This is a genomic window from Mesorhizobium subarcticum (genome assembly GCF_055456085.1).
This window is the reverse complement of sequence record NZ_JBVBEG010000002.1, coordinates 704,074-719,339: the sequence shown is the minus strand read 5'-3', so window position 1 is coordinate 719,339 and position 15,266 is coordinate 704,074. Positions and strand designations below refer to the sequence as shown.

Sequence of the window (15,266 nt, the reverse complement as noted above, 5' to 3'; positions counted from 1 at the left end):
TGCGGCGACCTATGTCGACAGCGAAGACGACCCTGCACCCGGCATACGCGTCTCAGGAATTGCAAAGGTGCTTGACTCTGCCACCACGATTAGACGACGATTAGACGACCCTCGAAAAGATAACTCCGTGCCCCCTTCGCCAGCGTGATCGGCTTCGGCAGTCGTGCTAGTGCTTGTCATGGCGTGGTCTCCCCTCCAGCGCTCCAACGTAGGATGATTCGAGGTTGAACACCCCGGAGACTACGCCATCCTCAAATTCCAACCACTTTCGCGACAGCACCGGTTACCTAGCAGGCTGTTGAAGAAGGATCACGTTTGGCCTTGAGGATAGCCTCGTCGCCGTTCTGATAGGCGAAGGTGATGTCGATCGAGCCGTCGTCGAGCAATTCTGCGGAGCCGTCGCCGGTAACTTCGTCCATCTCATCGAAGCCGGCCCATGTGAAGAAGACCATTGACGGCCCGTACCCGAGATCGAGGCCGGCTAGCAGGGCGCCAAAGGCGATCTCACCGTGGTTGTCGGCCCCAATGGTGACCGTGGCGGGTCCGCCGAGGTCGAGATAGCCGCGATCCCACAGGTCAGCTTCGATGATCCGCCAGCGGCCGATCAGTTGACAGCCCGCGGGCGCGGTCATGTCGGCACCGCCAGCAGCTTCGGCAACCGCACGAGATTGTAGGCGGCGGCGTTGAAGGTGAAGGCCCATCCGACGCGGTCGCGGCCACGCAACTTCGTCTTCGCCTGTCCGGCGACCGTCTTGATCCACCCGAACGCCTCTTCAATGCGCTTGCGAATACGCTGACTGACAGCATAGCCGCCATGCCGCGTCGTGCGCCCGTCGATCGCCGAACTCCGGCCGCTGGTGTTCTGCGCCACATGCGGCGTCACCTTCATCGAACGCAGCTCATTGATGAAGTCTTGCGCGTCATAGGCCTTGTCGGCACCGAGTGTGATCGCCTGTGGCCGCTCCGCTCGCGGTTCGATCATGTGCAGTGCGGCCACCCGCTCAGCATGCCCGTCGGCAAACGTCAGGCAGGCGTCGACCAGAAGGCCATGGCGGTTCTCCATCAGCCCATGCCCCATGAAGCAGAGCTTCGCCTCCTTGCCCCGCCCTTTGCGATAGAGCCGGGCATCCGGATCGGTGGTCGAGGCATGTGTGTCGTTGGATCGCTTGTGGCCATGGAAGTCCGCTTCCGCGTTTCGCCCGCCCCCTTCAGCCGGCGGCTCGCCATGACCACCGCTTGGGCCGTCCTTCGGTTTGACGCTCTTCATCGATGCCCACGCCTCGATCAGTGTGCCGTCGACCGAGAAGTGATCCGTCGACAGAAGCTTCTTCACCTTGGGTTGCGCCAGCACCGCCGCCAGGAACTTTGCAGCGATGTCGCCCTCCAGCAGCCGGTCACGGTTCTTGGAGAACACCGAATGATCCCAGGCCGCATCGTCGACGCCAATCCCGACGAACCAGCGGAACAGAAGGTCGTATTCCAGCCGCTCCATCAACAGCCGCTCCGAGCGGATCGAGTAGAACGCCTGCAGCAGCATCGCACGCAGCAGCTTCTCCGGTGGGATCGACGGCCGCCCAATCGGCGAGTACAGCGCCGCAAACTCCCGCTCCAACGCCGAAAGCGCCTCATTCACAATCGCCCGAATACGGCGCAACGGATGATCGCGCCGCACCCGAGCCTCGAGGTCCACGTAGCTGAACAGTTCGCCCGTCTGTCCGTCACCGCCCCGCACGATTCACTCCCACCTCTTCGTGGTCAGAGTGAATCACGAACCTGAGACTGTCGCGAGCCCTTTTTCAACAGCCTGCTAGAGCACGTCCTGTTTAATTTGGGTCATATCCGGCGGCCTGGAAGTAGTTGGCGCATTCGGCTGGCGTGAACTGATCAAGGAGTGAGCCGACCGCATCCCACAGAGCGGTGATGGTTCTCTCCGCCTTGGCGCGTAGGAGCGCCTTGAGTTTTGAGGAGGCATTCTCGATGGGATTAAAGTCGGGGCTATAGGGCGGCAGGAACATGAGCCTTGCGCCGGCGGTCTCGATCGCGTCCCGAACGCCGGCCGCCTTGTGGGCGGGCAGGTTGTCCATCACGACGATGTCGCCCTCCGACAGGGTCGGGACCAGCACCTGCTCGACATAGGCCAGGAACACGTTGCCGCTCATGGCGCGGTCGTAGACGAATGGGGCGGTCATGCCCGTCAGCCGCAGTGCGCCGGTGAAAGTGGTGGTTTTCCAATGGCCGTGCGGCACGCCTGCCCGGCAGCGCTCACCGCATGGCGCACGGCCCCGCAGCCGGGCCATCTTGGTCGATAATCCAGTTTCATCGATGAACACCAGCTTTGCCGGATCGAGATCGAGTTGGCCGTCGAACCACGCGCGACGACGCTTCAGGATGTCGGGACGATCCTGCTCCAGTGCATGTGCGGACTTTTTTTGAACGTCCAGCCGTGCTGGCCAAGCCAGGCGCTTAAGGCACTGCGACTGATCCGAGCCGATCGTTCGACCGCCAGCCGTTCCACCATCTCATTAAGCGTGATGTCCTTGCGTTCATCGATCAGCCCGACGAGGAAGGCTTCATGCGTATCGAGGCTGGACCCGCGTCGGCGGCCTTGTCGCCTCGGCCCCAGTTCGCCGATCTTTGCCCGAGCGATCCAACGGATCGCACTCGATATACCAACCCCGAACCGCGCCGCAGCCCGCCGGGCCGACATGCCGGCGTCCGAGGCCTGCAGAACCCGAGACCGAAGATCTTCGCTCAATGTGCTCTTCCCATCATCCACCTCATGAAAGTGGATGTTGAATCACACCGCCAACGCCCTCGTCACATCACAATCGATTCATCGATCCCCGGATGTGCTCTAGGTATCGGGGGACTCATCTAGACCTCGGCCACGGTCAACTCCCGATTATGCGTGGTAAGAATCTCGCACCCTGTCTCCGTGACGACCCATGTCTCACTGAAACCAACGCCCGGAGTACCTGGTATGCGGACTGTTAGCGGGGAATGGAAGGTCATGCCAGGCTTCAGCTCCAGCTCGATACCCTCCCGGATGAAGTAGAGATCCTCACTCCACGTAGGCGGTAACCCCAACCCGATCGAATATCCGTATACGTGCGATGAGCTTGAATCGCCGCTGATCTCGTTCATCCCGGCGCCAATCTCTCGCGCGACATCGTGCGCGATACGGCCCGGTTTGATCGCATGAAGCAGCAGGTCGAGAAGTCTCGTTAATGACCCTAGCCCGTTTCTCAACTAGCGAAGTCGGCTTGCCAATGGCCACTGTGTGAAAGATCGCGCTGGTGTAGCGTTGGTAAGCAGCGCCGAACTCCAGGGCCACCGTGTCCCCCGCCTGAATGGGCGTGCGCCTGAACGTAGTGTGGCCGAAGCAGTTCCGCTGACCTGCTGAGACAATGGGTTGAGTGCTGAAATACTCGCTTCCCTCATTGACCAGCGTCTGATAGAGCACTGCCGCGATCTGGTTATCAGTGATACCGGCCTTGATTACCGGCAACACAGCGGCAAGGCCCTTGTTCGTGATCTTAGCCGAGCTGCGCATATACTCCAGTTCGGCTGGCGATTTGATCATCCGGGGTTGTGCAACTACACCTGAGGCATCGACGAGCGTGGCGTTAGGCAATGCGCGTATCAATCCCTCGTAGAGATCGATGCTGAGGCCCGGCCTCTTGGTCTCGAGGCCAATTCGCTGCCCCTCCAACCTTCGCTCCCTTAAGATGCCCGCGAGGTCGCCCGCCACGTCGTGGTTATCCGACCATGGGACACCACGGATATCCTTTACCCAGCTGGTGAGCATGGCGGGCCCGATCTCCAACCCGTGCATATGGAGTATGGGCTCACCTTCGCGAGGCAGTACCATGCACGAATACCAGCCCGAGCCGAAACTTTGGTAGCCGCTCAGGTAGCTCACGTTGGGAGTGAACGTAACGAGGAGGACATCCAGGCCCTTCTCGTCCATCACCTTCCTGAGTTTTTCGACTCGGAGGCGATATTCCGACTCCGCGAAGGCGAGCTCTTTGATGAAAGGCCGGTTCGTGAGATCTTTCATTGCTTATAATCCATGCTAAATTTTCCTCTTCTTTCCGGCCGGTCCCGGGCTCGTAACCGGTTTAGCCGCTCAGCAACCGTCCCAGCGCGAGCATCTGCGGCATCATAATCGGATCACTGAACGCAGCCGACGCCACTGGTTGCGACCCGAAGCGTGCGATTACCATCTCCGCATCCGGCGCGATGTAAAGGCGCTGACCGTGAATGCCCCGGGCTTCCACGGCGCCGAGCTCGTTGTGCGACACCCACCACTGGCTGCGGTAGGAGTAACCGGACGACGACGTGGAAGCGACCTTCGTGAATTTCGCCCAATCTCCGCCGTGCCGAATATCGTCAACGACGGGCGCAGGAATGAGCTGCTTGCCATCCCATTCACCTTCGCGCCGGATCAACTCTCCGAAGCGCGCGAGGTCGCGCAGGCTCGCGCACAAGCCACCGCTGGCCGACGGCATGCCAGCGGGATCGACGATCAAGTAGCCTTCCTCCTCACAGCCGAGCGGCACCCAAAGGCGCTCATGCAGCAGCTGCGCGAACGAGCGGCCGGTCACGCGCGCCAACACCCAGGCCATAACCTGGGTGTTCACACTCTTGTAGGCGAAGACCTCTCCGTGCGCGCCTTCCTTGCGAACCGTGCGCAGGAAGTCGCAGGACGTCTGCGGCCCATCATAGCCGACCGGCCGCGGCCGCGTACGGCAGGCGCGCATATAGACCGAGGAGCTGGATCGATCATCTGCCTCGTCCTCCCTGTAGTCCAGACCGGTCTGCATATCCATCACTTGGCGGAGCGTGGCATCCGCCCACGCAGTGCCGCGCAGCTCGGGCAGGTAGTGGGGGATTAGCTTGCGGTCGTCGAGCACGCCTTCGTGCACCAAGCACCCGGCGAGTGTGCCCGCGTAGGACTTCGTGACCGAAAAGCAGGCATGCGGCAGATGTGGCTCAAGCGAGCCGAAATACCGCTCGAAGACGAGGCGTCCGCGGTGCAGCACCACGATTCCGTCAGCATAGGTATCGAACAGCGCTTCATCGAAGCGGCGGGCGCGTCCGTTCATGTCGTTGAACACCAACGCTTCCACTGCCGCAGCATCCGCAGCGGATGGCGTCCCGAAGGAGAGCCGCGCTCCATCGCCACAGCGCACGGGCACCGTCGGCACGAGCTCCCGCATGTGCGAAAGGCTCCAGCGGATTTCTGGAAAATCCAGAGAGCGGCCACTCTCGAATGAGACCTGCTTATCCGCGGGCGGCGGCGAACCCTGCATCCACCCGAGCGTGCGCGGATCGCTAGCGCGGCCATCGAGGTACGTTCTGCCCTCGAATTCCAGCGCGCTTCTTTCTTGGCCGCGCTGCGCACTCAAATGCGTGCGCTCTTTCTGATTATCTTCAGATACCACAAACGTCCTCCGGTCAAACTGGCTCGGCCGGAAGGCTTGTAGGCCTCACAACCGTCTTGGAGCTTGTTGTCACGTTACGTGAACTGTGTTTGAGCTTGAGCTCCTGCCATAACTGTAAGAGACGCCTCACGATGGATTTCGGCGAATGGCATATCGGCAACGCCTAAGTTCTGCATTGTGCAACACATTCTCGCCGGGATTTAACACTTTGATTCCGTGCGATAACTGGATATCCGGCGCGCCGGATCGGCGGGTAGCTTTCCAGATTGGCGCACCGTGGGTCCCGCCATCGCGCAGCAGCGCCCAGACGATCCGCGCCGTCTTATTGCGATGGCCACAGCGGCGATATTGGCTGGCCGACGGTCCCTCAGCTTGGCCAGCTAAAGCCAGGCGCACCCTCTCCAGCGCACAATGGAGCAACTCGGCCCGATCAGCAGCTTGCGCAGATTGCCATTCGCTCGCTTGCTGATCGAGCCTAGTCGCTCCTTGCTCCCGTGGAATGCTGCTTTGCACTAGGCTTCGTGGACAAAGCTTGACGCTAGACTCGGTCGCTGATTCAAGGCTGTCTTTTGGAGGCAGCGTTGGGCGAGCGGATTGGTGTATCGGACGAGGAATGGGCACTGATCGGGCCGCTGCTGCCAGCAGAGCGGGGTCGAGGGTGCCGTCCGGCGCAGGATAATCGGCGCTATTTCGAAGGCATGATGTGGATGGCCCGAACCGGGGCGCAATGGCGTCATCTGCCTGATGAATATGGCAAGTGGAACAGCGTCTTCCGCCGATACCGGCGATGGGTCGCGACGGGGGTGTTCGATGCGCTGCTCGAAACGCTCGCCGAGATGGTGGAACGCGATGCCACCGCCGACATGATCGATAGCACCGTTGTCCGGGCACATCATTGTGCAGTCGGCATAAAAGGGGACTCAGGAAACTGAGGCGCTTGGCCGATCGCGCGGCGGCTTCACCACCAAACTCCATGCGCGGTGCGACGGAAAAGGCCGACCTCTCGGCTTCGTCCTGACACCTGGCCAGGCGCATGATATTCAAGGCTTCGGCCCGCTGTTTCGAATGATCGCCGACCGTATCGAGGCGCTCCTGGCGGACAAGGGTTATGACTCCGACGCTATCCGCGAAGAGATCGCCAAAGCCGGCGTCCAAGCGGTCATCCCCGCCAAAAGCAACCGCCGCGCCCCCATCCCGCATGATCGCGAGAAATACCGTTGGCGCAACCTCGTCGAACGCCTGTTTAACAAGCTGAAGAATTGGCGCCGTATTGCCACACGCTACGACAAGACCAAGGAATCCTATCTTGGCTTCGTGGCGCTCGCCTCAATCAAACTATGGCTGCCCTTTGTCCACGAAGCCTAGTCCGAGCCACGCGGAAAAATGACGGCCGGATTTGAAATCTGCCGAACCGCGCGTCGACGATACCAGGGCGCTCGCGGTGACGGCGCCGGGCCTAGTCATCGCTCGGCGGCGATCGTGTATGCTGTTCGAGAGCGCTAAGGGACCGGCTGGGTCAAAAGACTGCGACATGGCTGACGAGTTGGTTCTAACAGCGCCGAAAGATGCACACCCTCGCCGCTCGCCCATGGCGTCTACTCAGCGAGGCATGATCATAACAAAGAATGCGCTTTTCCACAAATCGCAGACGTTCCATTCGCTTGCAGACGACAATCCGCTGTGTCTACTTGCGCGACAGTCGAATCGTTAAAGCCTTGCAGCATTCGATCTCCAGGCCAGTCTCCAGAGAAAGGAAGGTCAGGAGGGGCGGAATGTCGAGGGCGCGCAGATGAAAGCGCGCGTGTAGATCCTCGGCCAAGGTCGAGACCGGGAGACCGCGGCGCAGCCTCATGAAATAGAGGCTCTTGAAGGCACGGTCCCCGCTGCTGAGCCTGCCGGAGGCAACAATCCGGGCGTTCGCTTCGCCGGTCACTCTGCGGAGATTGGCATCGCCATCGTCATCATCGAGCGGCTTCCCGATCCGCCTGAAAATCTTGGCGATGTCGCCGCGGGCTGCGTCACGAAGCTGCCTTGCAATGAACGGGCTGTAGGCGTCACGCGGTTGCGATCGGCCGACGGATTGTGCGCTGGTATAGGTCAGGCGACGACGGGCCCGATCTCCAACCCGTGCATATGGAGTATGGGCTCACCTTCGCGAGGCAGTACCATGCACGAATACCAGCCCGAGCCGAAACTTTGGTAGCCGCTCAGGTAGCTCACGTTGGGAGTGAACGTAACGAGGAGGACATCCAGGCCCTTCTCGTCCATCACCTTCCTGAGTTTTTCGAACTCGGTGCGGCGCGGCAATCAACGTGAGAGCGCAGCGTCAATCAGGATGAGAATGCCGGCGGATTGGAACGCAGGGAGGGCATAGCCCGACTGGAGTTTCAATCCGCCGGCGGCGCGTTCCTTTTTCGGGGACTTTCGTCTGGTGATCACGGTCGACCGGGTATGCCGGTGGTTTTTCCTGTTGGGGAGGAATCACTTTGTGCCCGGCCGCCACGTAACCGATCACCAGATGAGGCTTTTCATGAAGTTCCGGCAGACCAATACGACGGCCGTCGCGGCGGCGAAGGCGTCGATCAGCACGGCCACGGCCTATCGCATCGAGAAGGATTCGAGACTGCCGTCACAAAAGAAGGCGCCGCGGCAACGGCGCCGTGCCGACCCTCTCGCCGATATTTTCGAAGCCGAGGTCGTGCCCATGCTGAGGGCAGCTCCGGGCATTCGGGCGATCGCCATCTTCGACGAGATGATCCGGCGTCATCCCGAGCTTGGAGCCGGCATTCGCCGCACGATCGAGCGCCGGGTCCGAGCCTGGCGCGCCGTCCATAGCGAGGAACAGGAGGTCATTTTCCGGCAGGTTCACGTACCCGGGCGCATGGGATTGTCGGATTTCACCGACATGGCCGCCGCCGGCGTCACGATCGCGGACCACTCGATCACCGGCTCTACCATTTCCGGCTCGCCTATTCCGGCTTCGAGCATGGGCATGTCGTGCTCGGCGGCGAGAGTTTCGTCGCTCTGGCGGAAGGCCTGCAGAACGCGCTGTGGTAGCTTGGCGGGGCTCCCCGCGAGCATCGCAGCGACAGCCTCTCGGCGGCATTCCGCAACCTTGACAAGGACGCCCGGGAGGACCTGACGCGCCGCTACGACGAACTGTGCGGCCACTACGGCATGATCCCTTCCCGCAACAATCGCGGCATTGCGCATGAGAACGGCTCCGTCGAAGGCCCGCACGGCCATCTCAAGCGGGCGATCAATGACGTGTCGAAGACGGTCGAAACCCGCTGACAAACGACGACACGAGCTGAAGCGCTGGAAAGAGCAAAGGCGGTCGCCCGCGCGCTCTTCAACTAGCGCTGTAGCGGGCGGCCGCCTTTGCGGCGCGGTGCTGATCACGTGAGGTTGAGAAGGCGGTAGACGCGGGGCACGTCTCCAGGCGCCCTGAGGCGGCTTTCGACGTACCCCGCCATGCGCCTGCCTTGTGGTATCTGCGGGTAATCAGCGCCGCAGAAACAATCCGGCGTAGCACCGATCTCAACTGGCAAGTCCGGGCTCGGTGTCACGCTCCACTGACGGTGCGCGACCTGCATTATCGCATTGTCAGCGCATTCCGTCGACCTTTTCCCCGAACTCCCAGCGGCGCTCCGAAAGGACCGTCGCGGATGCTCACGGGCCGCTTCTTTCTGTGCGGCCACTGCCGTTCGCAGGTAACGATCTGCCGCAGCTGCGACCGGGGACAGCGCTACTGCGGGGAGGTCTGCGCCCGTGCTGCCCGCCGCGAGAGTGTGCGCGAGGCGGGGCGACGTTATCAGCGCAGCCGCCGTGGACGCCTGGCTCATGCGGTCCGGGCCCGACGATATCGGGCTCGGCACAATAAAGTGACGCATCATTCTCCACCTGCATCTCCTGCCGGTTCACTACTGGTCAGTCCCTCGAACGATGTCGTCGCTGCTTTTGCTGACGTCGTCGGGCGGGCGACGACATCGGTCATGCCCACGCCGTGCTGTCGGCGCTGCGACTGTCGACTGTCGCCGTTCGTTCGCACCGGCTTCGTGCGTCGCCGGGGGGCTCGTTATGCCCGTGAAGCTGACTACGCAGACGGAGAGCCCGCATCATGACCATCAGCCCCGAACTGGAAGCGCAGATCCTGCGCCTGTATCACGCCGAGAAGTGGCGCTGCGGCACCATCGCCAGGCAATTGCATGTCCATCACACGACGGTGCATCGCGTTCTGGCCCAGGCGGGATTGCCCCGGCACAAGCCGCTGTAGAGAGCCTCAATCATTGAACCGTATCTTCCATTCATTGAGCAGACGCTGGAAAAGTTCCCCTCGCTGACCGCCAGCCGCCTTTATGCGATGGTGCGCGAGCGCGGCTACCGGGGCTTGCCGACGCACTTTCGGCACCTGGTTGCCCTGCACCGTCCCCGCAAGCCGGCCGAGGCGTTCCTGCGGCTACGCACATTGCCGGGCGAGCAGGGACAGGTCGACTGGGCCCACTTCGGTCACATCGAGATCGGCAACGCCCGCCGGCCGCTGATGGCGTTCGTGATGGTGCTTTCCTACTCACGCGACATCTACCTGCGCTTCTTCCTCGACGCGCGCGCATGGAAAACTTCCTGCGCGGTCATGTCGGCGCGTACAACACATGGTGCGGGCTGCCCAGGGTCCTGCTCTACGACAATCTCAAGAGTGCGGTGCTCGAGCGCCAGGGCGATGCGATCCGCTTCCATCCGACGCTGCTTGCCTTCGCCGGCTTCTATCGGTTCGAGCCACGTCCTGTGGCGGTTGCCCGGGGCAACGAAAAAGGCCGCGTCGAGCGCGCCATACGGCATATAAGGGAAGCATTCTTCATCGCCCGCAAGTTCACCGATCTCGACGATCTGAATGCCCAGGCCGAACAGTGGTGCCGCAACCAGGCAGCCGACCGGCCATGCCCCGAGGACCGGGCGATGACGGTCCGCCAGGCGTTTGCGCAAGAGCAGCCACTGCTTCTGCCGCTGCCCGCCAACCCATACCCCGTCGAGGAGCAGGTCGCCGCCAAGGTTGGCAAAACGCCCTATGTGCGCTTCGACCTCAACGATTACTCGGTACCGCATGCTCATGTCCGGCGCACGCTCAGCGTGCGCGCCGATCTCGGCCTGGTCCGCGTCTTCGACGGCGCAAAGATGATCGCCAGTCACCGTCGCAGCTATGATCGTGACCAGCAGATCGAGGACCCTCAGCACCTCAAGGCTCTCGTCGCAATCAAGCGCGAGGCGCGCCAGCATCGCGGCCTCAACAGCCTGACGCGCGCCGTGCCGGCCTGCCAGACCCTGATGATCCGGGCCGCCGAGCGTGGCTCCAATATCGGTGCGATCACAAACGCGATGCTGAAACTGCTTGACCTGTACGGCGCGCAGGAACTGCAGGCCGCCGTCGAGAAAGCTTTGCACGCCGGCGCCTCCCATTCGAGGTCGGTTCGCGACGTACTGGAACGCCGCCGGGTCGCCCGTGGTGCTCCGCCGCCGGTCGAAACGAGCCTGCCCGAACACGTGCGGCGCAAGGATACGACGGTACGGCCGCATCGCCTCGACAGCTACGACCAACTGACCCTTGGAGGCAAAGATGATGAATAATCCCGACATCCTGCTCAACCGGGCCAAGGCGTTGCGCCTCAATGGCCTGATCACCCATTGGGACGAAATCGCTGACGCGGACTGGCTGGCCGCCGTCCTTCAATGGGAAGAAGAGGAGCGCTCCGACCGTTCGATGCGGCGACGCATGCGTGCCGCCAGGCTCGGCCACTTCAAGCAACTGTCCGATTATGACTGGCACTGGCCGCGCCGCATCGACCGCGCCGCCGTCGAGGATCTGATGACCCTGTCCTTCATGAACGATGCCGCCAACATCGTCTTTATCGGCCCCAACGGCGTCGGGAAATCGACACTTGCTCGCAATGTCGCTCACCAGGCGCTCATCTGCGGTCACACCGTCCTCTTCCGAACCGCCAGCGAGATGCTCGGCGAACTCGCCGCCCTCGACAGCGATGCAGCCTTGCGCCGACGGCTTCACCACTACGCCGCCGCCGACGTTCTTGCGATCGACGAGGTCGGGTATCTGTCCTACTCGAACCGTCATGCGGACCTGCTGTTCGAGCTCATCAGCCGGCGCTACGAAAAACGCTCAACCATCATCACCACCAACAGACCCTTCGCTGATTGGTCGGAGGTCTTTCCCAATGCCGCCTGCGTCGTCAGCCTCGTCGACCGCCTCATGCACCGATCCGAGGTGATCTCCATCGAAGGCGATTCCTATCGCTTCAAGGAAGCGGCCGAGCGATCAAAGGCACAGCGCGAAAAACGCACCAGCCGCTCCTCCGGCGAAAAGGTGCCCGCGGCATGAAACCAGATCCTCAACCGTCCGGCCTCAGTCGTGGAATCCACTTCCTCATCAATCCCGAATGGACACCCGAACAGGCGCTCGCTGTCTTCGAGCTCCTCAACGATCTCGCCGATAGCATCTGGTCGCACTACGGCGTCCAACTCCAGGAACTTATCCAGGAGCAGCAACGAACACCGACCAATCACAGCGATATCGAAAAAGCCCCGTCCTCGCTCTGAAGCACACATCCTCGACACTCGGCGGCCTGCGAAGGCCGCCTTTTTGTTCCGTCCACAAGCACCAAACTCTTGTCGTCGTTTAGCCGCGCTTTTGAAAAGCCATCAACAGCTCATGACGCTGCCGCGCGGGCGCGCCTCTTCAACCGGCAAGCACGACCAGGTCGTCAATTATCGGCATGTCATCCATTCGCTGCGCCGCAAGCCGATGGCGCTGCTCAACCTCGTCTATCGTGACCAGCTCTTCCCCCGCGAGGCCTACCGGCGAACCTTCGACATGCTCATAAAGCGACTGCCTGAGCGGCAGGCCTGCCGCACCATGGTCGAGCTTCTCGCCATGGCGCACGAGCGCGGCTGCGAGATCTTCTCGCATGCCCGGCAGCTGAACTTCTCCCGCACATGCTCGGTCACGAACCATTGCCCCGGCACGACGTCGAGCATCTCGGTGATGTCTTCGCCGATCTTCGAGAGCATGGTGCTGCCGCAGCAGGGGCAGCAGCTCTGTGCAGGGTGGACGACGCACCGGCGCGGCAGATGCTCGGGGAAGTTCCGCCGCGTTGCCTTGCCCCGCGTGAAGCCTTGAACCTGCACGGCGGCGCTCTCCGCCTTGACGGCGTCCTCGCCCACAGCCGCGGCCAGTTCCTCGAGCTGCAGCTCCAATTGATCGAGCAGGCGCTGGCTGCGCTCCGAGCGCGGGCCAGACTTCTCGCGCTTCATCTTGGCGATCACAAATTGCAGTGCTCGATCATCGTCTCGGCGCCGGCAAGCTTGGCGCGCGCCTCGATCAAGGCCACCTTGAGGGCGTCTTTGTTGTCGGGAAGCGGATCAGCCGCGGTCGCCATGACGCGACTGGATCACAATCCAAGCGATTCGCCGGCCTCATCCAGCGACGTGAGTCAACGCGTCGCAGTCAGGCTTCGACCAGCTCAGCATGCCGCCGATGGTCGCCAGGTGTGAAGCGGATTGCGCCAATCAATGCCTTTAGGCATGTAACCGAGCTGGGCCGGCGTAATCACCACCGTGCCGTCGGCCGATGATGGCCAAACGAACCGACCACGTTCCAGCCGTTCGGCGTAGAGCGACATTGCCGAGGCCATCGTGCCAGAGAATCTTGATCAGCTTGCCGCTCTTCCCGCGGAACGAGTAGAGGTCGCCGCCATGATCGCGCTTGAGGGCTTCCTGCACCTGCAAGGCCAGCGAGTTCATGCCGCGGCGCATGTCGGTTTGGCCGGTCGCAATCCACACCCGCACGCCCGACGGACGGGGATCATCGCCGCCTTCCATCGGACAAGGCCTCGACCGCTGCCGTCAGCGTCGCCGCGTCGACCGCGCCCGTGATCCGCATCCGCGTCCCGGTCGCAAACTCGATCTCGATCGACCCGCAGCCGGGCAAACCGATCGGCGCAGGCACCGTCGCCTCCGCTTCCGGGATGACCATCGCCGGCACGAAGCCAATTTGTTGTTCGGCGGCTTCCTTCCGCTCGGGGCGAAACGACCGTCGCCATCGGATCAGCAACGGGCGCAAGATGCCGTAGCGCCGCGCTGTCGCCGAAACCTAGCGCGGCGCTGACGTTGCCCCCAGTTTCTATCCGGTTCTGAGTTCGTTTCCGGCGGTGGTTTTGCCCTGCTGGGCGGGTGAAGCGACGGCAGCTGGCGCGTAGCCGTTGGCATAGCGCAGCGCGAGCGACCGTCGCGGCATGAAGGTGCTGGCGAACTCGTTCGGTGTCTGCCAGGCAATCTGGGAATGCGGGCGGGCGGTGTTGTAGTCGGAGCGCCACAGGTCGATCGCCACGCGCGCCTGGGCCAGCGAGGTAAACAGCGTCTCGTTCAGGAGTTCGTCCCGCAGGCGGCCGTTGAAGGTCTCGATGAAGCCGTTATCCGGCATGATGTTCTTGGTGCCATCGTTTGTTCGGTCGTCAGGTTCGTTAAGCTTGGCGCATCCGGGCCACGGGGCACCGGGAGCACGCAAGTGCGGGCAGGCCGTCGTATGCAGATGAACTGCGAGTTCGAGCACGTTTTCTGGCCGCCCCTACGACTCGCCCAGATGCGCTGCGAGCGCGGATCCGTATTTGTCGTGTTGCCCGCTCGCTCCCTGTTCGTGACCAACGATGGAGGGAACCGTGCGTATTATCGGAATGGACATACACCGCGTAGCCGCCGAGGTCGTGTCGTTGCTTGATGCCGAGATCGTCAAGCTTGGCCGCGTTCAAATGCTGCGCAATAAGCTCGAGGAGTTCGCCAGGAAGGAACTCACCCACGATGAATCGAGGCGACAGGCAATGCTGCTGCCGTCGCTGAAGGTGACGGAGGCGGTCGCCAGCGTTAAGACATCGATGACGGCAAGGGGAATGTCCGACAGCGCGAGATCGGGATCGGTTACAGGCATCACCTCAGGCTCGAGCTGCTTGCGCAGGGCATCCGCCTTCGTTCCCACTCGCGCCAACACATTCGCCCGCAGAACTTCAGAGATTGCATTGCGCGTCAGGCAATGGCTGCGTACGCGCACGACGTCTTCGGCCTTCCAGCGCGACGGACGTGTACCGAGCTTCCCGAACTCCGGCGGAAGCTTTTCCTGACCACGCTCCACGCGTTCCACCATAGGCGTTGATGCCGGCGACAAACGCTTCGCAAATCGCCTCGACGTCAGGCGAATACGCCGCCCATTCGACTGCCATGTCTCCGCGGTAGAGGAAAAGCCGCGAGGCGCGATCTTGCTCCAGGAACCCGGGGCCGAAATCGGCCGCCAGCAGCCCAAGTCCTCGCTTGCGCCAAAGATCGATCTGCCACAGGCGATCCCGCGCGGCGTTGTAGCCCTGCGTGAGAAAGAGATCGTCCAGGCCGTTGGCGCGGATGTGGGCCAGCCCCCATCGATCGATGGCGATCTCGTCCCGTTCGTTGAGGCCGCTGAGTTCGATCCTTTGCTTTGAGGGATTTGCAAGTCTATTCGTCAAAACCATGGGGAACCAGTCTGCTCCGGTCCATTGCCGGCGTGATTGATCTAGACGGCGCGGCCAGGCCGGCGAGACAACTGCCGGCGTGCCCTCTGCCCTGAGGAAGGCCGAGACTCGTTGCGTATTGCGCCAAAATGCGCTCCGGGGGTCGGAATGCCGAAGCCTTTTTCTGCATCGAATATCGCGGCCGGTGCGACCAATTCGACTGCCGGCGTCGATGCCGCCGCACGGCGCGATGTGGGATTCGAAGGAAGTCATCCCCGGC

14 protein-coding genes and 6 pseudogenes are annotated in these 15,266 nt (G+C 62.2%); 6 read left to right on the top strand and 14 right to left on the bottom strand.

All coding sequences use genetic code 11. From position 1 onward, the window contains the following. Positions 1 to 287: 287 nt before the first annotated feature. From ACZYHG_RS35400 to ACZYHG_RS35375, 6 genes are all read right to left on the bottom strand, one after another. A complete protein-coding gene (locus ACZYHG_RS35400) occupies positions 288 to 632 on the bottom strand; it encodes a hypothetical protein (RefSeq protein ID WP_258580592.1) in 345 nt (114 codons plus the stop codon). After that, positions 629 to 1,732, bottom strand: a complete 1,104-nt coding sequence (locus tag ACZYHG_RS35395) for an IS5 family transposase (RefSeq protein WP_258580758.1) — start codon at positions 1,730 to 1,732, stop codon at positions 629 to 631. The genes ACZYHG_RS35400 and ACZYHG_RS35395 overlap by 4 nt, the downstream gene beginning before the upstream one ends. A gap of 91 nt (positions 1,733 to 1,823) precedes the next feature. Next, positions 1,824 to 2,707, bottom strand: a protein-coding gene (locus ACZYHG_RS35390) for an IS630 family transposase (protein ID WP_464615368.1) whose coding sequence is annotated in 2 segments (ribosomal slippage) — positions 1,824 to 2,431 and positions 2,431 to 2,707 — 885 coding nt in all. Because the reading frame shifts where the segments join, the coding sequence is not laid out codon by codon here. Between the two features lie 167 nt (positions 2,708 to 2,874). Next, positions 2,875 to 3,156, bottom strand: coding sequence for a hypothetical protein (locus ACZYHG_RS35385; protein ID WP_464615367.1), 282 nt, complete (start codon positions 3,154 to 3,156; stop codon positions 2,875 to 2,877). Further along, positions 3,062 to 4,060, bottom strand: coding sequence for a M24 family metallopeptidase (locus tag ACZYHG_RS35380; protein WP_464615019.1), 999 nt, complete (start codon positions 4,058 to 4,060; stop codon positions 3,062 to 3,064). Before ACZYHG_RS35380 ends, ACZYHG_RS35385 begins: the two co-directional genes overlap by 95 nt. 61 nt (positions 4,061 to 4,121) lie before the next feature. After that, positions 4,122 to 5,447, bottom strand: a complete 1,326-nt coding sequence (locus ACZYHG_RS35375) for a serine hydrolase domain-containing protein (RefSeq protein ID WP_464615018.1) — start codon at positions 5,445 to 5,447, stop codon at positions 4,122 to 4,124. A 593-nt stretch (positions 5,448 to 6,040) separates the two neighbouring features. On the opposite strand from ACZYHG_RS35375, the pseudogene ACZYHG_RS35370 reads away from it, so the two are divergent. Next, positions 6,041 to 6,812: pseudogene (locus ACZYHG_RS35370) on the top strand (IS5 family transposase). A 319-nt stretch (positions 6,813 to 7,131) separates the two neighbouring features. Here the strand turns inward: ACZYHG_RS35370 and ACZYHG_RS35365 are convergent. After that, positions 7,132 to 7,380 carry a hypothetical protein gene (locus tag ACZYHG_RS35365; protein WP_464615017.1) on the bottom strand — a complete coding sequence of 83 codons (249 nt, stop codon included), beginning with the start codon at positions 7,378 to 7,380 and terminating at the stop codon, positions 7,132 to 7,134. 164 nt (positions 7,381 to 7,544) lie between these two features. Next, entirely contained in the window at positions 7,545 to 7,754 is a 210-nt protein-coding gene (locus tag ACZYHG_RS35360; protein ID WP_464615016.1) for an aminopeptidase P family N-terminal domain-containing protein, read from the bottom strand. Positions 7,755 to 7,935: 181 nt separating this feature from the next. Here ACZYHG_RS35360 and istA (ACZYHG_RS35355) point away from each other — a divergent pair. From istA (ACZYHG_RS35355) to ACZYHG_RS35335, 5 genes and pseudogenes are all read left to right on the top strand, one after another. Continuing rightward, positions 7,936 to 8,714, top strand: a pseudogene (gene istA, locus ACZYHG_RS35355) (IS21 family transposase); the annotation flags it as partial. 853 nt (positions 8,715 to 9,567) lie between these two features. After that, a pseudogene (gene istA / locus ACZYHG_RS35350) lies at positions 9,568 to 11,069 on the top strand (IS21 family transposase). Continuing rightward, complete coding sequence (istB, locus tag ACZYHG_RS35345) at positions 11,062 to 11,835, top strand: IS21-like element helper ATPase IstB (RefSeq protein ID WP_183465277.1); 774 nt, start codon at positions 11,062 to 11,064, stop codon at positions 11,833 to 11,835. The pseudogene istA (ACZYHG_RS35350) and the gene istB overlap by 8 nt, the downstream one beginning before the upstream one ends. Then, complete coding sequence (locus ACZYHG_RS35340) at positions 11,832 to 12,053, top strand: hypothetical protein (protein WP_183459435.1); 222 nt, start codon at positions 11,832 to 11,834, stop codon at positions 12,051 to 12,053. Before istB ends, ACZYHG_RS35340 begins: the two co-directional genes overlap by 4 nt. A gap of 109 nt (positions 12,054 to 12,162) precedes the next feature. Then, positions 12,163 to 12,411, top strand: a pseudogene (locus ACZYHG_RS35335) (IS21 family transposase); the annotation flags it as partial. Here the strand turns inward: ACZYHG_RS35335 and ACZYHG_RS35330 are convergent. The 6 genes and pseudogenes from ACZYHG_RS35330 to ACZYHG_RS35305 all read right to left on the bottom strand — a co-directional run bounded on the left by ACZYHG_RS35330 (position 12,309) and on the right by ACZYHG_RS35305 (position 15,259). Next, on the bottom strand, positions 12,309 to 12,767 hold the full coding sequence (locus ACZYHG_RS35330) for an IS66 family transposase zinc-finger binding domain-containing protein (RefSeq protein ID WP_464615015.1): 459 nt from the start codon (positions 12,765 to 12,767) through the stop codon (positions 12,309 to 12,311). The pseudogene ACZYHG_RS35335 and the gene ACZYHG_RS35330 overlap by 103 nt on opposite strands. Positions 12,768 to 12,976: 209 nt before the next feature. Then, positions 12,977 to 13,334, bottom strand: a pseudogene (gene tnpB, locus ACZYHG_RS35325) (IS66 family insertion sequence element accessory protein TnpB). Next, a complete protein-coding gene (locus ACZYHG_RS35320; RefSeq protein WP_464615014.1) occupies positions 13,318 to 13,575 on the bottom strand; it encodes a hypothetical protein in 258 nt (85 codons plus the stop codon). Before ACZYHG_RS35320 ends, tnpB begins: the two are co-directional and overlap by 17 nt. A 60-nt stretch (positions 13,576 to 13,635) precedes the next feature. Further along, positions 13,636 to 13,926 (bottom strand): annotated as a pseudogene (locus ACZYHG_RS35315) (integrase core domain-containing protein); the annotation flags it as partial. A gap of 330 nt (positions 13,927 to 14,256) precedes the next feature. After that, complete coding sequence (locus ACZYHG_RS35310) at positions 14,257 to 14,556, bottom strand: hypothetical protein (protein ID WP_464615013.1); 300 nt, start codon at positions 14,554 to 14,556, stop codon at positions 14,257 to 14,259. Further along, positions 14,513 to 15,259 carry a penicillin acylase family protein gene (locus tag ACZYHG_RS35305; protein ID WP_464615012.1) on the bottom strand — a complete coding sequence of 249 codons (747 nt, stop codon included), beginning with the start codon at positions 15,257 to 15,259 and terminating at the stop codon, positions 14,513 to 14,515. The genes ACZYHG_RS35310 and ACZYHG_RS35305 overlap by 44 nt, the downstream gene beginning before the upstream one ends. Between the last annotated feature and the right edge of the window lie 7 nt (positions 15,260 to 15,266).

Coding starts and splice junctions, on each gene's coding strand:
- ACZYHG_RS35400 (WP_258580592.1), bottom strand. CDS start 632: ATGACCGCGCCCGCGGGCTGTCAACTGATCGGCCGCTGGCGGATCATC.
- ACZYHG_RS35380 (WP_464615019.1), bottom strand. CDS start 4,060: ATGAAAGATCTCACGAACCGGCCTTTCATCAAAGAGCTCGCCTTCGCG.
- istB (WP_183465277.1), top strand. CDS start 11,062: ATGAATAATCCCGACATCCTGCTCAACCGGGCCAAGGCGTTGCGCCTC.
- ACZYHG_RS35340 (WP_183459435.1), top strand. CDS start 11,832: ATGAAACCAGATCCTCAACCGTCCGGCCTCAGTCGTGGAATCCACTTC.
- ACZYHG_RS35330 (WP_464615015.1), bottom strand. CDS start 12,767: ATGAAGCGCGAGAAGTCTGGCCCGCGCTCGGAGCGCAGCCAGCGCCTG.
- ACZYHG_RS35305 (WP_464615012.1), bottom strand. CDS start 15,259: ATGACTTCCTTCGAATCCCACATCGCGCCGTGCGGCGGCATCGACGCC.